Source organism: Luteimonas sp. J29 (assembly GCF_000472505.1).
GTDB lineage: Bacteria > Pseudomonadota > Gammaproteobacteria > Xanthomonadales > Xanthomonadaceae > Luteimonas.
Map to the genome: position 1 here is coordinate 340,849 of NZ_AWZR01000003.1, position 22,284 is coordinate 363,132.

General features: G+C 73.0%; 9 protein-coding genes and 2 tRNA genes. 4 read left to right on the forward strand and 7 right to left on the reverse strand.

The genetic code is table 11. From position 1 onward, the window contains the following. Nucleotides 1–106: 106 nt before the first annotated feature. The 3 genes from LUTJ29_RS16475 (at nucleotide 107) to LUTJ29_RS16480 (ending at nucleotide 3,985) form a co-directional block, all read left to right on the forward strand. Complete coding sequence (locus LUTJ29_RS16475; RefSeq protein WP_051322771.1) at nucleotides 107–1,303, forward strand: glycosyltransferase; 1,197 nt, start codon at nucleotides 107–109, stop codon at nucleotides 1,301–1,303. 61 nt (nucleotides 1,304–1,364) lie between these two features. Beyond that, nucleotides 1,365–2,663, forward strand: a complete 1,299-nt coding sequence (locus tag LUTJ29_RS0106530) for a glycosyltransferase (RefSeq protein ID WP_027071828.1) — start codon at nucleotides 1,365–1,367, stop codon at nucleotides 2,661–2,663. Beyond that, nucleotides 2,660–3,985 carry a nucleotide sugar dehydrogenase gene (locus LUTJ29_RS16480; RefSeq protein WP_043740647.1) on the forward strand — a complete coding sequence of 442 codons (1,326 nt, stop codon included), beginning with the start codon at nucleotides 2,660–2,662 and terminating at the stop codon, nucleotides 3,983–3,985. The genes LUTJ29_RS0106530 and LUTJ29_RS16480 overlap by 4 nt, the downstream gene beginning before the upstream one ends. Before the next feature lie 357 nt (nucleotides 3,986–4,342). Here LUTJ29_RS16480 and LUTJ29_RS0106540 read toward each other — a convergent pair whose 3' ends face one another. The 4 genes from LUTJ29_RS0106540 to LUTJ29_RS18020 all read right to left on the reverse strand — a co-directional run bounded on the left by LUTJ29_RS0106540 (nucleotide 4,343) and on the right by LUTJ29_RS18020 (nucleotide 20,783). Continuing rightward, nucleotides 4,343–5,215: an alpha/beta hydrolase gene (locus tag LUTJ29_RS0106540; RefSeq protein WP_051322772.1), complete on the reverse strand. Its 873-nt coding sequence runs from the start codon at nucleotides 5,213–5,215 to the stop codon at nucleotides 4,343–4,345. Then, on the reverse strand, nucleotides 5,212–12,477 hold the full coding sequence (locus LUTJ29_RS18015; RefSeq protein ID WP_051322773.1) for a non-ribosomal peptide synthetase: 7,266 nt from the start codon (nucleotides 12,475–12,477) through the stop codon (nucleotides 5,212–5,214). The genes LUTJ29_RS0106540 and LUTJ29_RS18015 overlap by 4 nt, the downstream gene beginning before the upstream one ends. 29 nt (nucleotides 12,478–12,506) lie before the next feature. Continuing rightward, nucleotides 12,507–19,841 carry a polyketide synthase gene (locus LUTJ29_RS0106550; protein ID WP_232221163.1) on the reverse strand — a complete coding sequence of 2,445 codons (7,335 nt, stop codon included), beginning with the start codon at nucleotides 19,839–19,841 and terminating at the stop codon, nucleotides 12,507–12,509. A gap of 180 nt (nucleotides 19,842–20,021) precedes the next feature. After that, nucleotides 20,022–20,783 (reverse strand): 4'-phosphopantetheinyl transferase superfamily protein, encoded by a 762-nt coding sequence (locus tag LUTJ29_RS18020; protein ID WP_051322774.1) that lies wholly within the window; start codon nucleotides 20,781–20,783, stop codon nucleotides 20,022–20,024. Nucleotides 20,784–20,899: 116 nt separating this feature from the next. Here LUTJ29_RS18020 and LUTJ29_RS0106560 point away from each other — a divergent pair, with 116 nt between their 5' ends. Beyond that, nucleotides 20,900–21,595: a class I SAM-dependent methyltransferase gene (locus LUTJ29_RS0106560; RefSeq protein ID WP_027071831.1), complete on the forward strand. Its 696-nt coding sequence runs from the start codon at nucleotides 20,900–20,902 to the stop codon at nucleotides 21,593–21,595. An 82-nt stretch (nucleotides 21,596–21,677) separates the two neighbouring features. On the opposite strand, the gene LUTJ29_RS0106565 is transcribed toward LUTJ29_RS0106560, so the two are convergent. From LUTJ29_RS0106565 to csrA, 3 genes are all read right to left on the reverse strand, one after another. Then, nucleotides 21,678–21,754: transfer RNA gene (locus LUTJ29_RS0106565), tRNA-Arg, on the reverse strand. Nucleotides 21,755–21,833: 79 nt separating this feature from the next. Beyond that, a tRNA-Ser gene (locus LUTJ29_RS0106570) sits at nucleotides 21,834–21,926 on the reverse strand. Between the two features lie 80 nt (nucleotides 21,927–22,006). Next, a complete protein-coding gene (csrA, locus tag LUTJ29_RS0106575; protein WP_027071832.1) occupies nucleotides 22,007–22,210 on the reverse strand; it encodes a carbon storage regulator CsrA in 204 nt (67 codons plus the stop codon). Nucleotides 22,211–22,284: the final 74 nt, after the last annotated feature.

Sequence of the window (22,284 nt, forward strand, 5' to 3'; positions counted from 1 at the left end):
GAGTCCGGGGAACACGCCTGCGTCGCGGCCATGTCCCGCCCGCGCGACTGCTGCCACGGCCACGAAGGCCGCCCCGCCCCGCGGCAACGGCCACACGACGCAGCGCATGAAGATCCTCGCCCTCACCAACCTCTACCCCAACCCGCTGCAGCCGCACCGGGCCGCGTTCAACCGCCACCGCTTCCGCTTCCTGTCCGAACTGCACGAGGTGCGCCTGGTCGCACCGGTGTCCTGGCGCGACGAGTGGAACCTGCGCGCCCAGCGTCCCGGCATCCCGCGCGACCGCCGCACCACCTGCGACGGGATCCCGGTCGAATATCCGCGCTACTGGTACACGCCCGGCGTGCTGCGCAGCCAGCACGGGCGGTTCTTCCAGGCGAGCGTGCGCGCCGCCTTCGACCGCGCGGTCGATGCGATGTCGCCGGACGTCGTGCTCGCGACCTGGGCCTACCCCGACGGCTGGGCCGCGGTGCGCCTGGCCAGGCGCCGCGGCCTGCCGGTGGTGGTGCTGGTGCACGGCAGCGACGTGCGGCGCATGGACGAGTTCCCGGCCCGCGCCCGCGGTACCCGCGAAGCGCTGTGCACGGCCGACGGCGTGATCGCGGTGTCGGCCGAACTCGCCTCCCGGGTGGTGGCGCTGGGCGCCGAACCCGAGCGCGTCGCCACGGTGCTCGACGGCGTCGACCGCACCCTGTTCCACCCCGGTGACCGCGACGAGGCCCGGCGCCTGGTCGGCTTCGACAACGGCCGCCGCCATCTGCTGTTCATCGGCAACCTGCTCCCGGTCAAGGGCGTGGACGTGCTGCTGGACGCCTGCCGCGCGCTCGCGTCGCGTCGCGACGACTGGTGCCTGCACCTGGTCGGCGATGGCGCCGGCCGCGCGGGCCTCGAGCAACAGGCACGGGCGCTCGGGCTCGCCGACCGGGTGCTGTTCCACGGCAGCCGGGCCCACGCCGAACTGCCGGCCTGGCTGCGCGCGTCGGACCTGTTCGTCCTGCCGAGCCGCTCGGAAGGCATTCCCAACGTACTGCTCGAGGCCTCGGCCTGCGGCACGCCCTGGGTCGCCAGCCAGGTCGGAGGAATCCCCGAGATCGCGACGCTGGGCGCGAGCATCCTGGTCCCGCCGGAGCAGCCGCAGGCGCTGGCCGACGCGCTCGTGCGCGGACTCGACGCGCCGCCACCGCTGCCCGTCGACGGTCCGCGCGACCGGCGCGAGGCGGTGGCCGAGATCGCGCGTTTCCTCGCCCTCAGCGCCGAACGCGCGCGCGCCGGCACGACGCTGTCCCGATCCGCCGCCGGATGACGTTCATTCCGGGAGAGCCCATGCGCCGGCGACACGCCGAAGGCGCGACCGAGTGGAATCCATGCACGAGACCAATGGCCAGCGCCGCCTGAAGATCCTGTTCCTGCACAAGCAGATCCTGTTTCCGCGCGACACCGGCGGGAAGATCCGCGTGCTGAACCTGCTCAAGCACCTGGCGCGCTGGCACGACGTCACCTACGCCTGCAACCTGCGCAAGGGCGAGGAAGCGTTCCTGCCGGAGATGGAGGCGCTCGGCATGAAGGTCGAGGCGGTGCCGGGCGAGGCCTCGCCCCACGGCAGCGCCGGCTTCTACCTCGGCGCGTTCGCCAACCTGGCCTCCTCGCGCCCCTATGCCGTCGACCGCAACTACGATCCCGCGCTGCGGCGCCGGATCGAGGACCTGCTCAAGCGCGAGTCCTTCGACCTGGTGATCTGCGACACGGTGCAGATGGTGCGCCACCTGGCCGGCCTGGACCTGCCGCCGTCGGTGCTGTTCCAGCATAACGTGGAGGCGCAAATCCTGGAGCGCCATGCCGATGTCAGCAACGGCGCCCTGATGCGCGCCTACATGCGCAACCAGTACCGCCGCATGGCCGCGTTCGAGGCGGCGTGCGGCAACCACTTCGACCACGTGATCGCGGTCAGCCGCCAGGACGCGCGGATCTTCGCCGAGCGTTATGGCTGGCGCGACGTCGACGCGATCGACACCGCGGTCGACACCGAACTGTTCGAGCCGCGTCCGCGGGACGAGGTCGAGGGCCGGGTCATGTTCCTCGGCTCGATGGACTGGCTGCCCAACCAGGACGGCATGCGCTGGTTCTGCGAGGAGGTCTGGCCGCGCGTGCGCGAACGCCGTCCCGACGCGACCTTCCAGATCGTCGGCCGCAACCCGCCGCCGTCGGTGCGCGCGCTGGCCGAGCGCCCGGGCATTGAAGTCACCGGTTCGGTGCCGGACGTGCGCCCCTACCTCGCCGCCGCGTCGGTGGTGGTCGTACCGCTGCTCGTCGGCGGCGGCACCCGGCTGAAGATCTACGAGGCGATGGCGATGGCGCGGGCCACGGTGAGCACCACCATCGGCGCAGAGGGCCTGCCGGTCGAGCCCGGCACCCATTACCTGCAGGCCGACGATCCGGAGACGTTCGCCGCCGACGTGCTGCGCCTTCTCGACGACGCGCAGCTGCGGCGCCGGATCGGCGACGCCGCCGACGCGTTCGTCCGCCGGCACTACGGCAGCGAACCGATCGCCCGCCAGTTCGAGGCGATCTGCCTGGACGTGCTCGCGCGCGTCCGCGAGCGCGGCAGCGTGCGCCGCGCCGCCACCCACCCTTTCCTTTCCAGTAGCGAGCCACTGAAATCATGAGCAACGTTGCGGTTTTCGGCCTCGGCTACGTCGGTTGCGTGACCGGCGCCTGCCTGGCCAGGGACGGTCATGCCGTCATCGGCGTCGACATCGACGCGGACAAGGTCGCCGAGATCAACGCCGGCCAGGCGCCGATCCGCGAGAACGGACTGGACGAACTGGTCGCCGAGCAGGTGGCCGCCGGCCGCCTGGCCGCGACCACCGACACCGCCGAGGCAGTGGCGAAGTCGGACATCGCGATGATCGCGGTCGGCACGCCGTCGATGGACGACGGCAGCGTGACCACCCACGTGCTCGAGGCCGTGGTCCGCTCGATCGGCAAGGCGCTGCGCGCGGCGCCCAAGTCGTACCATGTGGTGATCCGTTCGACCCTGCTGCCGGGGCTGCTGGAGACCCAGATGCGGCCGGCGCTGGACGAGGAGCTGGGCCCCGGCTTCCCGGCCGAGGTCGTTCTGTGCAACAACCCCGAGTTCCTGCGCGAGGGCTCGGCGCTCAAGGACTACTACCACCCGCCCTACGTGCTGGTCGGCGCCGAGGTCGAGGCGCACGCGCGTCCGGTGCTGGACCTGTATGCCGCGGTCGAGGCCGGCAAGCACGTCACCGATCCGCGCACCGCGGCGCTGGTGAAGTACGCCTGCAACAACTTCCACGCGGTCAAGGTGGCGTTCGCCAACGAGATCGGCGCGGTCGCCAAGGCGATGGGGGCCGACGGCCACGCCGTGATGCGCCTGGTCTGCGAGGACACCAAGCTCAACATCTCGCCGGCCTACATGCGCCCGGGCTTCGCCTTCGGCGGCTCCTGCCTGCCCAAGGACCTGCGTGCGATCAACCGTTTCGCCGAGCACGCAGCGCTGCGCCTGAACCTGCTGCCTTCGGTGATGGCCTCGAACGAGAACCAGCTCAAGCGCGCGCTGAAGATGGTGCGCGACGAGGGCAGCCGGAAGATCGGCCTGGTCGGCCTGAGCTTCAAGAACGGCACCGACGACCTGCGCGAGAGCCCCATGGTGGAGATGGTGGAGACGCTCACCGGCTGGGGCTACTCGGTGAAGATCTACGATCCCAACGTCAGCCTCGGCCGCCTGCGCGGCCGCAACCTGAGCTACATCGACCGCCACCTGCCGCACCTGGCGCAGATGCTGGTGTCGGAACCGGAGGAAGTCCTCGAGCACGCCGAGCTGCTGCTGCTGTGCACCGACGTGGCCAACGCCCACGACTGGCGCGGGCAGGCGAAAGGCCGGGTGTTCGACCTGCGTACCGACCTCGCCCGCCCGGTCGAGCCGGCGCCCGAGGCGCCACGACAGCGGGCCGTCGCTGCCGCCTGAGCCGCGGCGCACAGACCGGTCCCACCTTGCGCGCCCCCGGAACGGGGGCGCGCCGGCATCCGGCCAGGCGATTCCGGGGCCGGCACCGGGTCCTGGCCGCAGGCGGTCAAGCGCCTGAGACCGCACCGATCGCCGTCGCGCGTCGATGCACGACGCATCCGGGCGTCCCCGCCGGGCGGCGGTTTGCTGCCGCGCGGGGCAGGCTCCACCAGCAGACGGCTGCCCGGTCGCACGGCGATGCGGGCCGCCCCGGGCCGTCCACCCGTTCGATCCGGAACCTCGTGGCGCGGGATCGCGGATGTCCGCCGGGAGCAGGCCGCGCCCGACGCGGGGCGCTCGCGGATCAATCGCCGCGGATCAATCAGGGAAGCGCGCCTGCATCCAGTCCTGCAGGCAGGCGAACAGCTTCTCGCGGTGCCTGCGCACGTAGAAGGTGTGGTCGCACTCGGGCCAGTACTCGGTGGCCATGTTCGACGAGCGCATCACCGGGCCGAAAGCCTCCAGCGCCTGGCGGCGGTGGTTGTGGTACGAGGCCACCCCGCCGGTATACAGCAGCAGGACCTGGCAGCCGCGCGCGTCCAGCGCCAGCAGCCGCCTGCTCGCCTCGTCGCGCGTGGGGAAGTCGCGCAGGTCGTCGTTGCCGACCGCGCGCGGCGGCTCGCGCCGCGGCACCAGGCGCCGCCACAGCGCCCGCAGTACGCGCAAGGGATTGAGCAGGCGCGGCAGGTAGTGGCGCAACTTGTGCCCGCGGGTGCGGTAGCTGACCCCGTCGAGCAGGACCAGTCCGGCGACCCGGGGCTCGAGCGGCGCGATGTTGAAGCTGTCGTCGGCGCCCGAGCAGATGCCGCCGAGCACGAACCGGCGCACGCCGGCCTCGCGTTCGAGCAGGGCCATCGCCGCGCGCACCTCGTCGCGCTTGCGGTTGTCGCTGTGCTGGCTCGACAGCGGGCTGTCGCCCAGCCCCGACTGGTCGAAGCGCAGCACCACGTAGCCCTCCGCGGCCAGGCGGCGCGCCATCTGCACGTAGAGCCGGAACGGCCCCATGCGGTGCACCAGGCCGGCGTTGAGCAGGATCAGCGCGGTCGCGCGCGGGGCGCGGCCGGCCGGGAGCGTCGCGACGCCGACCAGGCCGTCGCCGAAGCGGTGGACGCGCTCCTCGTAGCCGCGGTCGGACGGCGCGGACGTGTCGTGCGCCGCTGCGGGCAAGGGCACGGCGGCATGGAGGTTCATGCGGGCATCTCCTGGATCAGGGCGGCGACCTCGGCCACGCTGCGCCGCGGGAACACCTGCGCCTCGAACCGCGAGGCATCGTCCCAGTCGGGCATGTCGGAGGCCTGCAGCACCACGTGCGTGGCCTCGAGGCCGGCCTCGCGCTGGGCGGCGACGAAAGCCTCCGCCCCGTCCATGGCCTCGGCCCAGGTCACCACGGTCACACGGCTGCCGGCAGGCAGCACGGCCTGGCGGAAATCGAGCGCTTCCAGCGCGGCCGGCAGCCCGGGCGACAGGTCGAAGCCCAGCAGTTCGTCCGCGGCCACCGGAGCCCGGCCTTCGCGCAGGTAGCGCCCTGCCGCGGTCAGCTGGACGCGGTGCTGGCCGCGCCATCGCGCCAGCAGCCGCGCGCCCGACAGGCACGGATCCCACAGCACCAGGTCCACCGCCTGGCCGCGCGCCAGCGCCGCGTGCAGCACCGGCAGGCTGGCGCTGCGCAGGGCGAGGATCCTGGGGTCGCCCCCGATGAACGCCTGCGCCCGGGCCAGGTCGCTGGCCATCCCCTCGAGGGTCAGCTCGGCCGAATCGCCCGCGGACTCGCCGCTGCCGTACCAGTCGAAGCGCAGCGCCTGCCCGCCGGACGCGGCCAGCGCGTCGCACACCGTCCACAGGGCGCGCTGGCAGACCACGCCTTCCTGCAGCAGCGGCGCGGGCACCAGCAGCGGACGCCCGGCGCGGGCGTCGGCGCTGGCATGGTGCATGCCGAACAGCCGCCGCGGCGCGTCGCCGAAGTACAGCGCGCGCTCGCCGCGCACGACCTGGGCGGCGGACGGGGGCGGCACCGCAGCGGGCGCCGGCACGGCCGGCGCCGGCGCACCGGGCAGCGACTGCAGTGGCAGTTCGGCGGCGAGGTGGGCCAAGGTCTGGGTCGCCAGCGGCATCAGCCGGATGCGGTGTCCGGTCTCGCGCGCCACGCGGCTGGCCATCTTCGCCGCCAGCATCGAGTGGCCGCCCAGGTCGAAGAAGTTGTCCTGCGGGCCGGCTTCCACGCCGAGCAGCGCGGTCCACAGCTCGGCCAGGTACTGCACGCGCGGGTCGGCATGGCGGCCGCCACTCGTGGCCGCCGCGGCCGGCGTGGCCTGCGCCGGCGCCGGCAGCGACTTGCGGTCGACCTTGCCGTTGGGCAGCAGCGGCAGTGCGTCCATCGCCACCACGTGCTGCGGGACCATGTAGGCCGGCAGCGTGCGCCGGAGCGCGGCCTGCAGCGCGGCCTCGTCGGGGCCGGCACCGGCACGCGCCAGGTACACCACCAGGCGCTGGTCGCCCGGTTGGTCTTCGCGCACCACGGCCACCGCGCGCGACACCCCCGGCTGCGCCTCCACCACCGCCTCGATCTCGCCGAGCTCGATGCGGTGGCCGCGCAGCTTGACCTGGAAGTCCATCCGGCCCAGGTGCTCGATCACGCCGTCCTGGCGCCAGCGGGCGCGGTCGCCGGTGCGGTACAGGCGCGGCGGCAGGCCGGTGTCGTGGTCGACCGGGGCGACGTGGTCGGGAATGAACTTCTCGGCGGTCAGTTCCTCGCGGCCGAGGTAGCCCAGGGTCACGCCGGCGCCGCCGATGCACAGTTCGCCTGCCACGCCCGGCGGGCAGACCTGGCCGCGCGCGTCCAGGACCCACACGGTGGTGTTGGCGATCGGCCGCCCGACGTGGATGTCGGGGGCGTCGCCCGGCGCGGCCTCGATCCGGGCGCAGGTGGACCACACCGTGGTCTCGGTGGGGCCGTACACGTTCCACAGTTCCGCCCCCGCCGCAAGCAGGCGCGAGGCCAGTTCGGCCGACATCGGCTCGCCGCCGCACAGCGCGCGGAACTTCCCCTGCGCACGCCAGCCCGCGTCCAGCAGCAGGTGCCAGGTGGACGGCGTGGCCTGCAGCACGGTGACCGATTCACGTGCGAGCAGCGCGGCGAGCTCGTCGCCCTCGAGCGCCTGTTCGCGCGCGGCCAGCACGATCGTCGCGCCCACCGCCAGCGGCAGGAACAGCTCCAGCACCGAGATGTCGAACGAGGTCGTGGTGACCGCGAGCAGCACGTCGTCCGCGTCCAGGCCGGGCGCCTCGCGCATGCTGTCGAGGAAGTTGAGCACCGCGCCGTGCGGCACCGCCACGCCCTTGGGCTTGCCGGTGGAGCCGGAGGTGTAGATCACATAGGCGGCCGCCTCGCGCCCGACCGGGTCGGCGGCGTCGTGCACGGCCGCGGCCGCGTCGATCACCGCCGCATCCGCGTCGAGCAGCAGCAGCCGCCCGCGCTCCAGCCCCAGCGGATCGGCCAGCGCGCCCTCGGCCACCACCTGGGCCAGGCCGGCGTCGCTGGCCATGTAGGCCAGGCGGTCGGCCGGATAGGCCGGGTCGAGCGGCACGTAGGCCGCGCCGCAGCGCCATGTCGCCAGCAGCGTGGCGAGCAGGTCGGGCGAGCGCTCCAGGCACACGCCGACCCGGTCTCCCGGCCGCACGCCGCGCGCGCGCAGGGCGCCGGCGATGCGCGCGGCGCGCGCGTGCAGCTGCTCGTAGGTCAGCGCCGTCGTGCCGAAGCGCAGCGCCACCTGGTCCGGCGTGCGCGCCGCCTGCGCGGCGAGCAGGCCATGGGCCGAGCGGTAGGGCGGCAGCGGCCGGGTGGTGGAGTTCCACTCGGCCAGGCGCGCGCGGTCGGACGGGGACAGCAGGTTGGCATCGCCGATGGCCTGGGCCGGGTCCTGGCACAGCGAGCGCAGCAGCGCCTCGAAGCGCTCGGCGATCGCACGCGCCCCCGCGGCGGTGATGATGTCGGCGTTGTAGCCCATCGCCCCCGACAGCCCGGCCGGATGCTCCAGAAACCAGATGCCCAGGTCGTTGGCCATCCCCTTCTGGAACATCAGCAGGTGTTCGTGGGACAGGTCGCCCCAGTTGAGGTTCCTCGCGCGCACGTCCTGGAACGAGAACACCGCCTGGTACACCGGCGAGCGCGAGGGATCACGCGGCACCTGGAGTTCGCGCACCAGCCGTTCGAACGGCAGGTCGGGATACTCGAACGCCTCCACCACGCCGGCCTTGACCTCCTCGACCAGGCGCAGGAACGGCATCGACGGGTCGAGCCTGCGGCGCAGCGGCAGCAGGTTGACGAAGAAGCCCATCACCTTCTCGAGGGCCTCGGTGGGGCGGTTGCGGAACGGCAGTCCCACCACCAGGTCGTCCTGGCCGCTGAGCCGGTGCAGCAGCACGTAGTAGGCCGCCAGCAGGGTCATGAACAGCGTGGCGCCGGCCCGGGTTCCGACCTGGCGCAGGGCCTCGGTGGTGGCCAGGTCCACGTGCACCCAGTCGGTGCCGCCGGTGCCGCTGGCCTTGGCCGGCCGCGGCAGATCCTCGGGCAGGCGCAGCGGTTCTGTCGCACCGTCCAGGTGCCGCTTCCAGAACTCCAGGTGGCGGTCCACCGCCCCGCCCGCGAGCGCGTCCGCGCGCCAGGCCGCATATTCGGTGTAGGTGGTCTCCAGCGGCGGCAGCGGCGAGGGCCGGCCGGCGGCGAAGGCCTCGTACAGCGCCGACATCTCGGTGTAGAGGATGTCGAACGACCACCCGTCCCAGATCACGTGGTGGGTCATGAAGTACAGGACGTGGTCGTCCTCGGCCAGCCGGTACAGCCGGGCCCGGAACAGCGGCGCGCGGTCGAGCTGGAACGGCACCGCGGTCTGCGCCTCGAGGTCGTCGTACAGCGCACGCATGCGCTCGTCCTCGGGCAGGTGCGACAGGTCGAGCGGTGGCAGCAGCGGCACGTCGACCTCGTCGAGCACCTTCTGCCGGGGGCCATCGTCGTCCTCGACGATGATGGTGCGCAGCGCCGGCTGGCGACGCACCATCTCGGCGAAGGCGCGGGCGAAGGCCTGCTCGTCCATCGGCCCGCGCAGGCGGTGCGCCGACGGGGTGTTCCAGGTCACGCCGCCCGGCTCGATCTGCTCGAGGATCCACAGCCGCTCCTGCATCGGGGTGAGTGGCGCGGTGGATGGATCGGCGAGCTTCGGGATCGTCGGCGCGGCGGCCTGCGCGACGCCGGCGCGGGCGCGCAGCAGCTCGCTGAGCTGGCGCGCGGTCGGCGCGTCGAACAGCTGGCGCAGTGACACCGTGGTCGCCAGTTCGCGCCCCAGGCGCGCGCACAGCTGCGCGGCCAGCAGCGAGTGCCCGCCTGATTCGAAGAACCCGTCGTCCATGCCCAGCTGCGGGCGGCCGAGGATCTGCCGCATCGCGCCGAGCACCTGCGCCTGCAGCGCATCCTCGGGCGGCGTGACCGCCGCCGGCACTTCGGGCTGGGCCGCGGCGATGGGCGCCGGCAGCGACTTGCGGTCGACCTTGCCGTTGGGCAGCAGCGGGATCGCGTCCAGGCGCACGAAGTGTTGCGGCACCATGTAGTCGGGCAGGCTTGCCCTGAGGTGCGCGACCAGATCGGCGTCGGACGCCCCATGCCCCGGTGCCGGCACGACATAGGCCACCAGGCGCACGTCGCCCGGCCGGTCCTCGCGCGCCATCGCCACCGCCCGCGCCACGCCCGGGTGGACGAGCAGCTGGCTCTCGATCTCGCCCAGTTCGATGCGGTAGCCGCGCACCTTGACCTGGAAGTCGAGCCGGCCCATGTGCTCGAGCTGGCCGTCCGTGCGCCAGCGGCCGCGGTCACCGGTGCGGTACAGCAGCGGCTGCGCGATGCCGGTGCCGAAGCCACGGCTGGCGTCGGCGAAGGCGTCGGGCAGGAAGCGTTCGGCGGTCAGCTCCGGGCGCGCCAGGTAGCCCAGGGTGACGCCTTCGCCACCGATGCAGATCTCGCCCGGCACGCCCAGCGGGCATGGCTGGCCGTGCTCGTCGAGGATCCAGACCTGGGTGTTGGCGATCGGGCGGCCGATGTGGATGTCCGGCAGCGCGCCGGCGGCGGCCGGCTGCACGCAGGTGGCGGTCGACCAGACCGTGGTCTCGGTCGGCCCGTACAGGTTCCACAGCTCGCCGCAACGCGCCAGCAGCGCCTGGGCCAGGTCCGGCGGCAGCGGTTCGCCTCCGCACATCGCCTTGAAGCCGGCGCTACCCTGCCAGCCGGCCTCGAGCAGCAGGCGCCAGGTGGCGGGCGTGGCCTGCATCGCCGTGATGCCGGCCTCGCGCAGCAGGTCGACCAGGGCCAGGCCGTCGATCGCGCTCTCACGCCCGGCAAGCACGATCTCGCCACCCACGCTCAGCGGCAGCATCAGTTCCAGCACCGCGATGTCGAACGACAGCGTGGTCACCGCCAGCAGGCGGTCCTGCGCGTCCAGCCCGGGCTCGGACTGCATCGAGGCGATGAAGTTCGATACCGCCCGGTGCGGCACCACCACGCCCTTCGGGCGGCCGGTGGAGCCGGAGGTGTAGATGACGTAGGCCGGGGACTCGGGATCGGCCGCGCCGGCGTCGCGGCCCAGCCGCGTGGCCGGCAGCGCCTCGAGCTCGTCGGCCAGGGCATCGAGCGCCAGCACCGGCCGCCCGCGCAGGTCGAAGCGCGCGGCATGGGCCTGCTGGGTGACCAGCGCGGCCAGGCCGGCATCGCCGGCCATGTAGGCCAGGCGGTCCGCGGGGAAGCCGGGGTCGAGCGGCACGTAGCCGGCGCCGGACTTCAGGATGCCCAGCAGTGCGGCAACCATGTCGGTGCCGCGGTCCATGGCCAGACCGACCAGGGCGCCCTTCTGCACGCCGTGCCCGCGCAGCAGGCGGGCGATCCGGTTAGCACGCGCTTCGAGTGCGGCGTAGTCCAGGCAGCCGTCCGGAGCGCTCAGGGCGAGGCGCGACGGTTCCCGGTCGCACTGCCGTTCGAACACCTCGTGCATCCGGCACTCGCGGTCGAACGGCGTCGGCGCCGGCTGCAGCGCGGCCAGCTCGGCGAACAGTGCGCAATCCACCAGCGGCAGCCGCGCGATGGGCTCGTCGGGCGCCTCGCAGGCCTTGCGCAGCAGGCACTCGAACGCCGACAGCCAGCGGCGCACGGTCGCGGCATCGAACAGGTCGGTGTTGTACTGGGTTTCCAGCCGCAGCCGCCCTTCCACCTGCACCGCGTTGATCGACAGCTCGAAGTTCTCGTAGCTGCGCGGGTTGGTGGTGAAGTCGAGCTCCAGGCCCGGGAAACCGCTGCGCTCCTGGTCCAGCGCCTGGTCGATGTTGAACATCACGCTGACCAGCGGCAGGCGTGCGGGATCGCGCGCCATGTGCAGCTTCTTGAGCAGCGTGCCGAAGGTGTAGCGCTGGTGTTCGATCGCGTCCAGCAGCAGGGTCTGCGCGCCATCGAGCACGTGGGCGAAGCTCTGCTCGGGCGCGAGCTCGAACTTCAGCGGCAGCAGATTGACGCAGTGCCCGACCAGGTGCTCGTGGCCGTCCACCGACTGTCCCGCGGCCGGGATACCCACCACCACCTCGGATTGCCCGGCCACGCGCGACATCAGGGTCGCGAACGCACCCAGCAAGGTGGCGAACAGGCTGGCACCGCGGCGCGCGCCCAGGCGCCGCACCGCGGACACGAGCTCGGCGTCGAGCACGTAGTCCTCGCGCCGCGAGGAGAAAGTGCGCCGGGCCGGTCGCGGCCGGTCGGTGGGAAGGTCGAGCACCGGCGGGGCGCCGGCGAACCGGGACAGCCAGTACTGCTCGTCCTCGACGCTCCCCGGCGAACCGGGGCGCATCGCCTCGGCCAGTGCGTAGTCGGCGAAGCTCTCGGCCGGCGGCAGCGCGGAAGCGGCCTCGTCGCCGCGCGCATAGGCCGTCCCCAGCTCCCGCACCAGCACCCACCACGACCAGCCATCGCACACGATGTGATGCGCGTGCATCAGCAGCACGTGTTCCTGCGGCGACAGCTTCAGCAGCTCGGCCCGGAACAGCCGCCCCTGGGCGAGGGCGAACGCGGTCTCCACGCCGGCACGGCGGCGCTGGGCCAGCGCGGCCTCGCGCCCGGCCTGCGGCAGCTGCGACAGGTCGACGACCTCCAGCGGCAGCGGCGCCGGCTCGAGCACGCAGAACGTTTCCCCGTCGGGACCGAAACTGGCGCGCAGCGCGTCGTGGCGGTCGACCACCAGCTGCAGCGCACGCTGGAGCCGGGCCACGTCCAGCGGCCCGCGCAGCTGCAGCGAAACCGACTCGTTGTAGGCCAGCGACGCGTCCTCACCCAGCTGCGCCGCCAGCCACAGCTCGCGCTGCGGCTCGGTGGTCGGGACCACCCGCGCCAGCGCCCCGCCCGCGAACGGGTCGTAGTCGACCGCGCTCACGTTCCTCCCGCGCCCGTCCGCCATGCCGTTCAGGCCTCGACCTTCAGGTAATGTCCGGGCTCGCCCGGGCTCGGGACGTACCACGCCGGCCGTCCCTCCGGATCCCGACCCAGCCTGGCGCCGGGGACCACCGGCCGCGCGGCGTCCATGACCTTCCCCGGCGGAACCGCCGCGCGCGGCAGCAGCTCGGCCTCCTGCAGCTCCAGCACCGACTCCTTCCACGCCTCGGTGATGGCCCGGAACTCGGCCTCGCCATGCGCGGTGGTGAAGAAGCAGGGGAAGTTGTCGAGGATATGGATGCCGCGGCTGCGCATCATCGCGAACAGCAGGTCCTGCAGCGGGTAGTCTTCCTCGAAGTGGGTGCGCCACAGCGAGGCGAACTGCTTGACCCGCACCGGTGCGCCCACCTGCTCGGCGAACGCGTTGAGCTCGGCGGCCATGGCCGCGGTGCGCTCGTTGAGCCGCTGCTGCAGCGCCGGGCCCTCCTGCTGCATGTGCAGCAGCGAGGCGTGCGCGGCCGCCAGGGTCAGCGGATGGCGGACGAAGGTGCCGGCGAAGTAGGTCACGCCCACGGTCGGCGTGGAGGCGTCGCCGTACTGCCAGGACCCGCCGTCGAGCGCGTCCATGAACTCGCGCTTGCCCGCGATCACGCCGATCGGGTAGCCGCCGCCCACGACCTTGCCGTAGGTGGCGATGTCGGCGCGGATGCCGAACAGCGCCTGGGCGCCACCGGGATGCGAGCGGAAGCCGGTGATGACCTCGTCGAAGATCAGCGCCGCGCCTGCCTGGGCGGTGATCGCGCGCACTTCCTTCAGGAACTCGACCGGCTGGAAGTCCGGGCGGCGGCTCTGCACCGGCTCGACCAGCACCGCGGCCAGCTCGTGCGCGCGCTCGCGGATGACCTGCAGCGTCTCGGGCGTGCCGTAGTCGAGCACCAGCACGTTCTCCGAGGTGTTGCGCAGGATGCCCGGGGCGGCCGGCACCGAGCGCAGCTTCTTCGTGCCGCGCACGATCACCTCGTCGTTGATGCCGTGGTAGGAGCCCGAGAACACCACGATCTTCTCGCGCCCGGTGACGGTGCGGGCGATGCGCATCGCGCCGAGCACCGCTTCCGAACCGGTGTTGCACAGCGCGGCGCGGTCCTGGCCGGTCAGCTCGCACACCAGGCGGCAGACTTCGCCGGCCAGCGGATGCATCGGGCCGATCTCGTAGCCGGCGTCGATCTGGCGCTTGACCGCCTCGACCACGAAATCGGGCTGCCAGCCGAACAGGCTGGTGCCGAAGCCGTTGAGCGCATCGACGTACTCGTGGCCGTCGATGTCCCACACCCGCGGGCCCTTCGAGCGCTCGACCACGATCTGGTAGACGATCTCCTTGGTCAGCGGGCGGAAGCCGGTGACCACGCGCGGATCGGCCATGTGCGGCCGGTGCTCCTGCGTGTACGCCTTGGATTTCGGCGTCCGCGCCGTGTAGCGGCGGATGAAGGCATCCAGGCGCTCGCGCTGGTGCGGATTGAGGTCGGTGCCGCCGGTGGTGTCGATGCGGGCGATCGCGCCGAATGCCTTCTTGACGTCGTAGCGGGTCGTCCCTGCTTCCTCGTCGGCGCCCGGCGCGGCCGCTTCGGCCAGCGGCGCCTGCGTGGGCGCGACCGGGGCGGCCGCCGCGACGGGCGTCGCGGCCGGCTGCGGCACCGGAGCCGCGGCGGGCGCCGGGGCGGCCTGCACCGCCCCGGCGAGCAGCGCCAGCTGCTGCTGCATGAGCTGCATCTGTTGGGCGATCAGCCCGCGCAGCGCGTCGCCGTCGGCCACCGGCTGCACCGGCGCGGCGAACGCCGCCGGAGCGGCCTGCAGCACCGGGGCCGGCGCCGCGGCAACGACGCCGGCGGCGGATGCAGGCGCAAGGACGGCCGCGTGCGCCGGCTCCGCGGCGGGCGCGGGCTCCGGCGGCATCTGCGCATCGAGCGCCGCCACCAGCCGGTCGAGGCTGGCGTACTCGCCCATCAGCTGCCGGAAGCTGATCTTGACCCCGAAGGTCTTCTGCAGCTGCAGCGCGACCTGGGTGAGCATCAGGCTGTCCAGGCCCAGTTCGATGAAGTTGGCGTCGCCATCGGCGTCGGACAGGTCGAAACCGGCGACGTCCTCGAACACCTCCTTGAGCTGCTCGGACAGCCGCGGGCGGCGATCGACGGTGGTCGGGGCGGGAGGGGCGACGACGGACATCAAGGGCTCCGGGGCCGCTCGGGCGGCGATGGCGGGATGGGGGACGACGTTGCTGGCGGCCGCGACCTGCGGCTCTACCCAATAACGGGTTTTTTCGAATGGATAGGTCGGCAGCCGGACGCGCCGGCGCCGCTGGCGGCGGTCGAGCATCGCCGGATCGAGCGCCGCGCCGCTGGCCCACAGCTGCCCGAAGGCCTCGAGCAGGGCCACGTGCTCGCCCTCCGGCTCCGCACCCAGCGAGGCCACGGCGGCCACCTTCTTCTGTTGCAGCAATGGCTGCTGGCGCGCCAGCGTGGCCAGGGTGTTGCGCGGGCCGACCTCGAGCAGGGCGCGCCCGGCGTCGGCCTCGAGCACGCGCGCCACCGCGGCGGAGAAGCGCACCGGCTCGCGCAGGTGGCGGGCCCAGTAGTCGGGCGAGATGGCCTCGCCCGCCCCGAGCCAGTCGCCGGTTGCCGTGGAAACGATCGGGATCGACGGCGCCTGCAGCGCCAGGGCCGCGACCTCGGCCCGGAACGGCGCCACGGCGCCGTCCATCATCGCCGAGTGGAACGCGTGCGAGGTCCGCAGCAGGCGGCAGGCGACGCCCTCGCCTTCCAGCCGCTGCTGGAACCCGGCGACCTCCTCGTGCGGGCCGGCCACCACGCAGGCGCCCGGCGCGTTCTCGGCCGCCAGCGACAGCGTCGCCGGCAGGCGCGGCTGCAGCGCGTCGAGCGGCATGCGCACCGACAGCATCGCGCCGGTCGGCTGCGCCTGCATCAGGCGGCCGCGGCGCGCCACCAGGCGCAGCACGTCGGGCAGTTCGAACACGCCGGCCAGGGTGGCGGCGACGAACTCGCCCACGCTGTGGCCGACCATCGCCACCGGCTGCAGGCCCTGCGCCATCCACCAGCGCGCCAGCGCGTATTCGATGGCGAAGATCGCCGGCTGCATGATCGAGGTCGGCAGCAGCGCCTCGGCGTCGTCGCCGAACACGAGCCCGCGCAGGTCCAGGCCGGGCTCGTCGGCCAGCACCGCGGCGCAGGCATCGAAGGCCTCGCGGAATGCGGGCTCGCGCGCGTGCAGTTCGCGGCCCATGCCCGCGTACTGGCAGCCCTGGCCGGGGAACAGGAACACCACCCCGCCCTCGCGCGCCGGCTTGCCCTTGAGTGCGGCCGAGGCGAGCTCCCCGCTGCGCAGGCGCGCCGCCGCACCAGCGGGATCGGCCGCCACCACGGCCAGACGGTGCAGGAACCTCTTGCGGCCCACCGCCAGGGTCCAGGCGACGTCGGCGAGGTTCGCCTGCGGCTCGGCCTCCAGGTGCGCGGCGAGCCGCGCGGCCGATTCGGCCAGCGCCGCCGGCGTGCGCGCCGACAGCACCAGCAGCTGCGGTCCTTGCGCGGCATCGGACGGCGGAATCTCCGGCGGTTCCTCCATCACCACGTGGGCGTTGGTGCCGCCCACGCCGAACGAACTCACGCCCGCGCGGCGGGGCGACATGCCTTCCGGCCATGGCAACAGCTCGCCGCTGGGGCGGAACGGCGTCGCGGCGAAGTCGATCACCGGATTCGGCCGGCTGAAATGCGCGGTCGGCGGGATGAGGCCGTGCTGCAGCGCGTACGCGCTCTTGATCACGCCGGCGGCGCCGGCGGCCATCAGGGTGTGGCCGATGTTGCTCTTGACCGAGCCGACGATGCAGAAGCCGTTGTCGCGCGTGCCGAGCCTGAACGCACGGGTCAGGCCCTCGATCTCGATCGGATCGCCCATCGGCGTCGCGGTGCCGTGGGTCTCGACGTAACCGATCGTGCGCGGGTCGACGCCGGCGTCGGCGTGCGCCATCGCGATCACCGCCGCCTGGCCTTCGCTGCTGGGCGCGGTGAAGCTGGCCTTGCCGGCGCCGTCGTTGTTGATCGCCGCGCCGCGGATCACTGCATACACCGGATCGCCGTCGGCCAGCGCGTCGGACAGGCGCCGCAGCAGCACCACCGCGGCGCCGTCGCTGAACACCGTGCCGGTGGCATCGGCGTCGAAGCTGCGGGTGCGGCCGTCGGCCGAGAGCATCCCGCCTTCCTGGTACAGGTGGCCGCTGGCCACCGGGCAGGTGATGGCGATGCCGCCGGCAAGCGCCATGTCGCAGCGCCCGCTGCGCAGGCTGTCGACCGCCTGCACGATCGCCACCAGCGAGGTCGAACAGGCCGTGTGCACGCTCACCGCCGGGCCGGTGAGGTTGAGCTTGTGGGCGACGCGGGTGGCGATGTAGTCCTTCTCGTTGCCCAGCATCACCTGGAACGCGCCCAGCCGTTCGACCAGTTCCGGGTGCGCGGAGACGTTGCGCTGGAAGTAGCTGGCGTTGTACATGCCGGCGAACACGCCGACCGGCACCGTGGTCGCATCCGGCACGTGGCCGGCGCGTTCGATGCACTCCCAGCACAGCTCCAGGAACACCCGCTGCTGCGGGTCCATGAGCTCGGCCTCCTTCGGCGCGATGCCGAAGAACGCCGCGTCGAAGCGGTCGTAGCCGTCGAACACGCCGCGCGCCGGCACGTAGGCCGGGTCGGCGCGCAGCGAGGCGGGAATCGACGGATCAAGCGTGTCGGCGCTGAAGCGGGTGATGCCGTCTCGGCCCTCGCACAGCGCCTGCCACAGCGCCTCCACCGAGGCCGCGCCCGGGAAGCGCCCGGCCATGGCCACGATCGCGATCGGCTCGTCGTCGTTGCGCCGGCCGCGGGCCAGGCGCGCCGCCAGCGGGTCTTTCGCCCCGCCCTCGATCTCCGCGGCCAGCAGCGCCGGGGTCGGCGCCCGGAAAAGCGCGGTCGGCGGCACGTCGCCCACGCCCTCGCGGCGCGCGGCCTCCAGCACGCGGATCGCGAGCAGCGAGGTTCCGCCCAGTTCGAAGAAGCTGTCGTCGCGGCCGAGGTCCTCGAGGTCGAGCACGTCGGCGAAGATCCGGCACAGCGCGGCCTCCACCGGCGTGCGCGGCGCCGCGTACGGACCCGCCCACTCCGGGCGCCCACGCCCGGGCCTGGGCAGCGCCTTGCGGTCGAGCTTGCCGTTGGGCGAATGCGGCAGCGCGTCGAGCTGCACGTAGCCCACCGGCACCATGTAGTCGGGCAGCTCGGCCGCGAGCTGCCGGCGCAGCGCGTCGACGTCGACCGGCGCAGCCGGATCCACCGGCGAGAAGTACGCCACCAGGCGCTTGAGCCCCGGCACGTCCTCGCGCGCCAGCACGCCGGCCTCGCGCACGCCCGGGAACGCCATCAGGCGCGCCTCGATCTCGCCGAGCTCCACCCGGAAACCGCGGATCTTGACCTGGAAGTCCTGGCGGCCGAGGTACTCGATGCTGCCGTCGGGCAAGCGCCGGCCGAGATCGCCGGTGCGGTACATGCGTGCATCGCCGCCGGCGTGCGGATCGGGCAGGAAGCGTTCCGCGGTCAGGTCCTCGCGCGCGAGGTAGCCGCGTGCGACCACCGGGCCGCCGAGGTACAGCTCGCCCACCGCGCCGTCGGGCAGCGGGCGGCCCTGGGCGTCGAGCACGTATACGCGCGCGTTGGCGATCGGCCAGCCGATGCCCGGCAGGCGCGGCCATGACGCCGGATCCGGCCCGAGCTGGAGCGCGGTCACCACGTGGGTCTCGGTCGGCCCGTAGTGGTTGTGCAGGCGGCAACCCGGCAGGTGCTCGAAGAAGCGTACGATCTTGGGCTCGATTCGCAGCTGTTCGCCGGCGGTGATCACCTGGCGCAGCGCGCAGTCGAGCGGCGCGCCTGCCGGCAGCGTGGCCAGGTGCCCGTCCAGGCCCTCGGCCAGCATCTGCAGCGCGAAGTACGGCAGGAACATGCGCTCGATGCGCGAGCGCACGATGAACTCGAACAGCTTGCCCGCGCTCAGGCGCGTGTCCTGGTCGATCAGGTGCAGTTCGCCGCCGTTGGCCAGCGTGGCGAAGGTTTCCTGGAAGGCGACGTCGAAGCCGAGCGCGGCGTACTGCAGGGTGCGCAACGGCTGGTCGTTGCCGGGCTCGCGCAGCTGCCACTGGACCAGGTTCACCAGCGGCCCGTGTGGCATCGCCACGCCCTTGGGCTTGCCGGTCGAGCCCGAGGTGTAGAGCACGTAGGCGAGGTTCGCGGCGCCGACCGGGCATTCATCCGCGTCGAGGTCGCGGGCATCCAGCGACGCCCAGGTCGCAGCGTCGGCGACCATGTCCACCACCGCCAGCGACGGCGGCAGCTCGCCCAGCACCTCGCGCGCCGGGTGTTCCATGCCGGCCATGGTCAGCAGCACGCGCGGCGCGGCGTCGGACACGGTGTAGGCCAGGCGTTCGGCGGGATAGGTCGGGTCCAGCGGCACGTAGGCGCCACCGGCCTTGAGCACGGCCAGCAGGCCCAGCACCACCTCGATCCCGCGCTCGACGTAGATCGCCACGCGCTCGTCCGGACCCACGCCCAGCGCGCGCAGATGGCGCGCCAGGCGGTTGGCCTGCGCGTCGAGTTCCGCGTAGGTCAGGCGGTGGTCGCCGTGCACCAGCGCGGTCGCGTCGGGCGTGCGCGCGGCCTGGGCCTCGAACAGCCGGTGCACCGCATCCACCGGCGGGACATCCACCGCCCTGGCCTGGTCCCGCGCCAGCACCACGGCGGCCTGGGCCGCATCGAGCAGCGCGGGGGCCTCGATCCCGGCCTCGGGCGCGTCGACCAGCGCGCGCAGCAGGTTGCACCAGGCGTCGAGCCACTGCCGCGCGGCCTGCTCGTCCAGCAGCGAGGTCGCGAACCACAGCGCCACCGGGATCGGTCCGTCGTCGCCGGCGCTGCCCAGCCCCAGCCCCACCAGGGTCGCACCGTCGCGCGGCGCCAGCGCCACGCCGTCGGCGAACATCGCCTGCCAGGCGCGCGCGGCCTCGCCTTCGGCCGCCAGTTCCGATGCATGCGCGCGCGCCTGCGCCAGCGCCTCGCCGGCCAGGGCGATGCCGTCGGCCAGGGTCGCGGCCTGCCCGAAGCGCAACCGCAGCGGCAGCGCGGTGCCATCGGAGCCGAGCCGTTCGACCACGAGGTCGGCCTGGGTCGAGAGCCTGCGCAGGAGGATCGCGAATGCCGCAAGGCAAAGGGTGCCGATCGCGTCGCCTGCGCCCCCGGCCGATGCCCGCAGCCGCGCTGCCAGTGCGGCATCGATGGCGCATTCCACCCGACCGGATCCGCCGGCATCGCCTGCGGTCGTCAATCCAATCGACTCCGGCGCATCGGCCAGTGCCCGCTGCCAGTATCCAGACATCCCGTCCATCGATCCGCATTCCCGTTCCGGCATCCGCCGGTTCCTGCACTGCAAACGGGATCAGGGACGGCACAAGGCCAGCCCGGCACGCGCTCAGCGGTCCGCCAGCGGCTCCAGCAGGCAGGGGGCAGCGTCGGGCACCGAGGCCAGGGCCAGCACCCAGCCACGCCCACCGTCCAGTGCCTGCAGCCGGACCGCACGCCCGCCGAACACGGGACCGGGCAGCGGCAGCGCGACACTTTCGGGAGCCTGGAACCGGTCCATTTCCAGTTCCAGCCCGATCCCCGCGGCCTTGAGCAGGGCCTCCTTGCGCACCCAGAGCCGGAGCAGTGCGTGACCGCGCGCGTCGGCCGCGGCGGGCAGCGCGCGGCGCTCGAGCGGGTGCGCCACCCGTTCCTCCAGTTCGGGCATGTCCCGGGCCCGGTCGGCAGGTTCCAGGTCGACGCCGACCGGACCGGTGGCGGTCAGCGCCAGCGCTGCCCGCTCGCCGGCGTGGCTGAGGCTGGTGTGCAGGCGGGCATCGGCCAGGCAGGGGCGGCCGCGTTCGTCGCGCGCCAGCTCCACCCGGGCCGGCGGCAGCCCCAGCAGCTCGGCGATCCACAGCCGCTGCAGGGCGTAGGTCGCGAGCAGGGCGTCCCGGTTGCCGGGGATCCGCTGCCGCGTCGCGCGCGCCGCGGCCTCGGCGCCGACCAGCGCCTCGATCCCCTCGAGCAGCGGCCGCCAGGCCCCGAGGTCGAACACCGCCACCGCAACCCCGGTCTCCAGGTCGATCCGCCGTCGCGCACCGGGCCTGCGGGCGAACGCCAGCGCGAACGGGTGCTGCTCGGACGGTTGCGGGGCACGTTGCCAGGGCATCGCACGGCATCGTCGCAGCCGCCGCCTGGGGCGGCAAGCGCCGCGTGCGCGGGGTGACGAACCGGCTGCCGCAGGCCACGCCGGTCGCGGCTTGCGCAGCGCGATAGGATGAACCGATGGAACCATCCGACCTCGTCGCGCTCTTCGACCGGCAGGCCGCCGGTTACGACAGGCAATGGGCGAAGACCGCGCCCATTCGCGACTGCCTGTACTTCCTGCTCGAACCACTGCTCGCCCCGCTTCCGGCCGAGGCCCGCGTGTTGTGCGTGGGAGTGGGCACCGGCCAGGAGATGGGACACCTGGCGGCGGCCCATCCCGGCTGGTCGTTCACCGCGGTGGAACCTTCCGGCGCGATGCTCGAGGCCTGCCGCCAGCGCGCGGACGCGGAGGGATTCGCGACGCGCTGCCGTTTCCACCACGGCTTCCTCGAGACGCTGCCGGCCGATGCCCCCTACGATGCGGCGACCTGCTTCCTGGTCTCGCAGTTCATCACCGCGCGCGCCGAACGGGTGCGGTTCTTCTCGGGCATCGCTTCGCGGCTGCGGCCTGGCGGCCTGCTGGCCAGCACCGACCTGGCCGCCGACACCGCCGCGCCCGGCTACGACGTGCTGCTGCCCGCGTGGCTGCGGATGATGGCCGCCGCCGAGGTGGCGCCGGAGGCGATCGAACGCATCCGGCTCGCCTATTCGACCGACGTGGCGGTGCTGCCGCCCGGACAGGTGGAGGCGATGCTCGCCGACGCCGGGTTCGACGCGCCGACGCGCTTCTTCCAGGCCGGGCTGATCCACGGCTGGATCTCGCGCAGGCCCTAGGGCGCCGCCGCGCCGCGGACGCGGCCGGCCTGCACGCGGGCATGAAAAAACCGGCCCTGGGGCCGGTTCTTCATTGCTGCTTTGGCGCGCCCGGAAGGATTCGAACCTCCGACCCCCAAGTTCGTAGCCTGGTGCTCTATCCAGCTGAGCTACGGGCGCGTGGCAGAAGCGGAATTGTGCCGACTCGGATGGCCTGTCGTCAATGCATGACGCGACGGACGTCCGGGTTGGATGGAACTGGCGGAGACTGAGGGATTCGAACCCTCGATGGAGCTTTTGACCCCATACTCCCTTAGCAGGGGAGCCCCTTCGGCCTCTCGGGCAAGTCTCCGGAACTGGTGCCGCGCAAGGCGGGAGCCCTGCACGACAGGAGGCGAAGGATAACGGAGCCTCTGCCCGCGCGGCAAATCCTCAACTGCCGGCGCCGGACTCGCGCTGGCCGTCGTCGCCGTCGCCGCGGCGGATGCGCTGGTAGATTTCTTCGCGGTGCACGGCCACGTCCTTGGGCGCAGTGATGCCGATGCGCACCTGGTTCCCCTTGACCCCGAGTACGGTCACGGTGACCGAATCGCCGATCATCAGGGTCTCGCCGACGCGGCGGGTCAGAATCAACATCTTGGAAATCTCCGTTGGCCAGTGGCCAGGTCCTGAAACGCCACTGGCCCACAGGCAACGGCCGCGGCCAACAC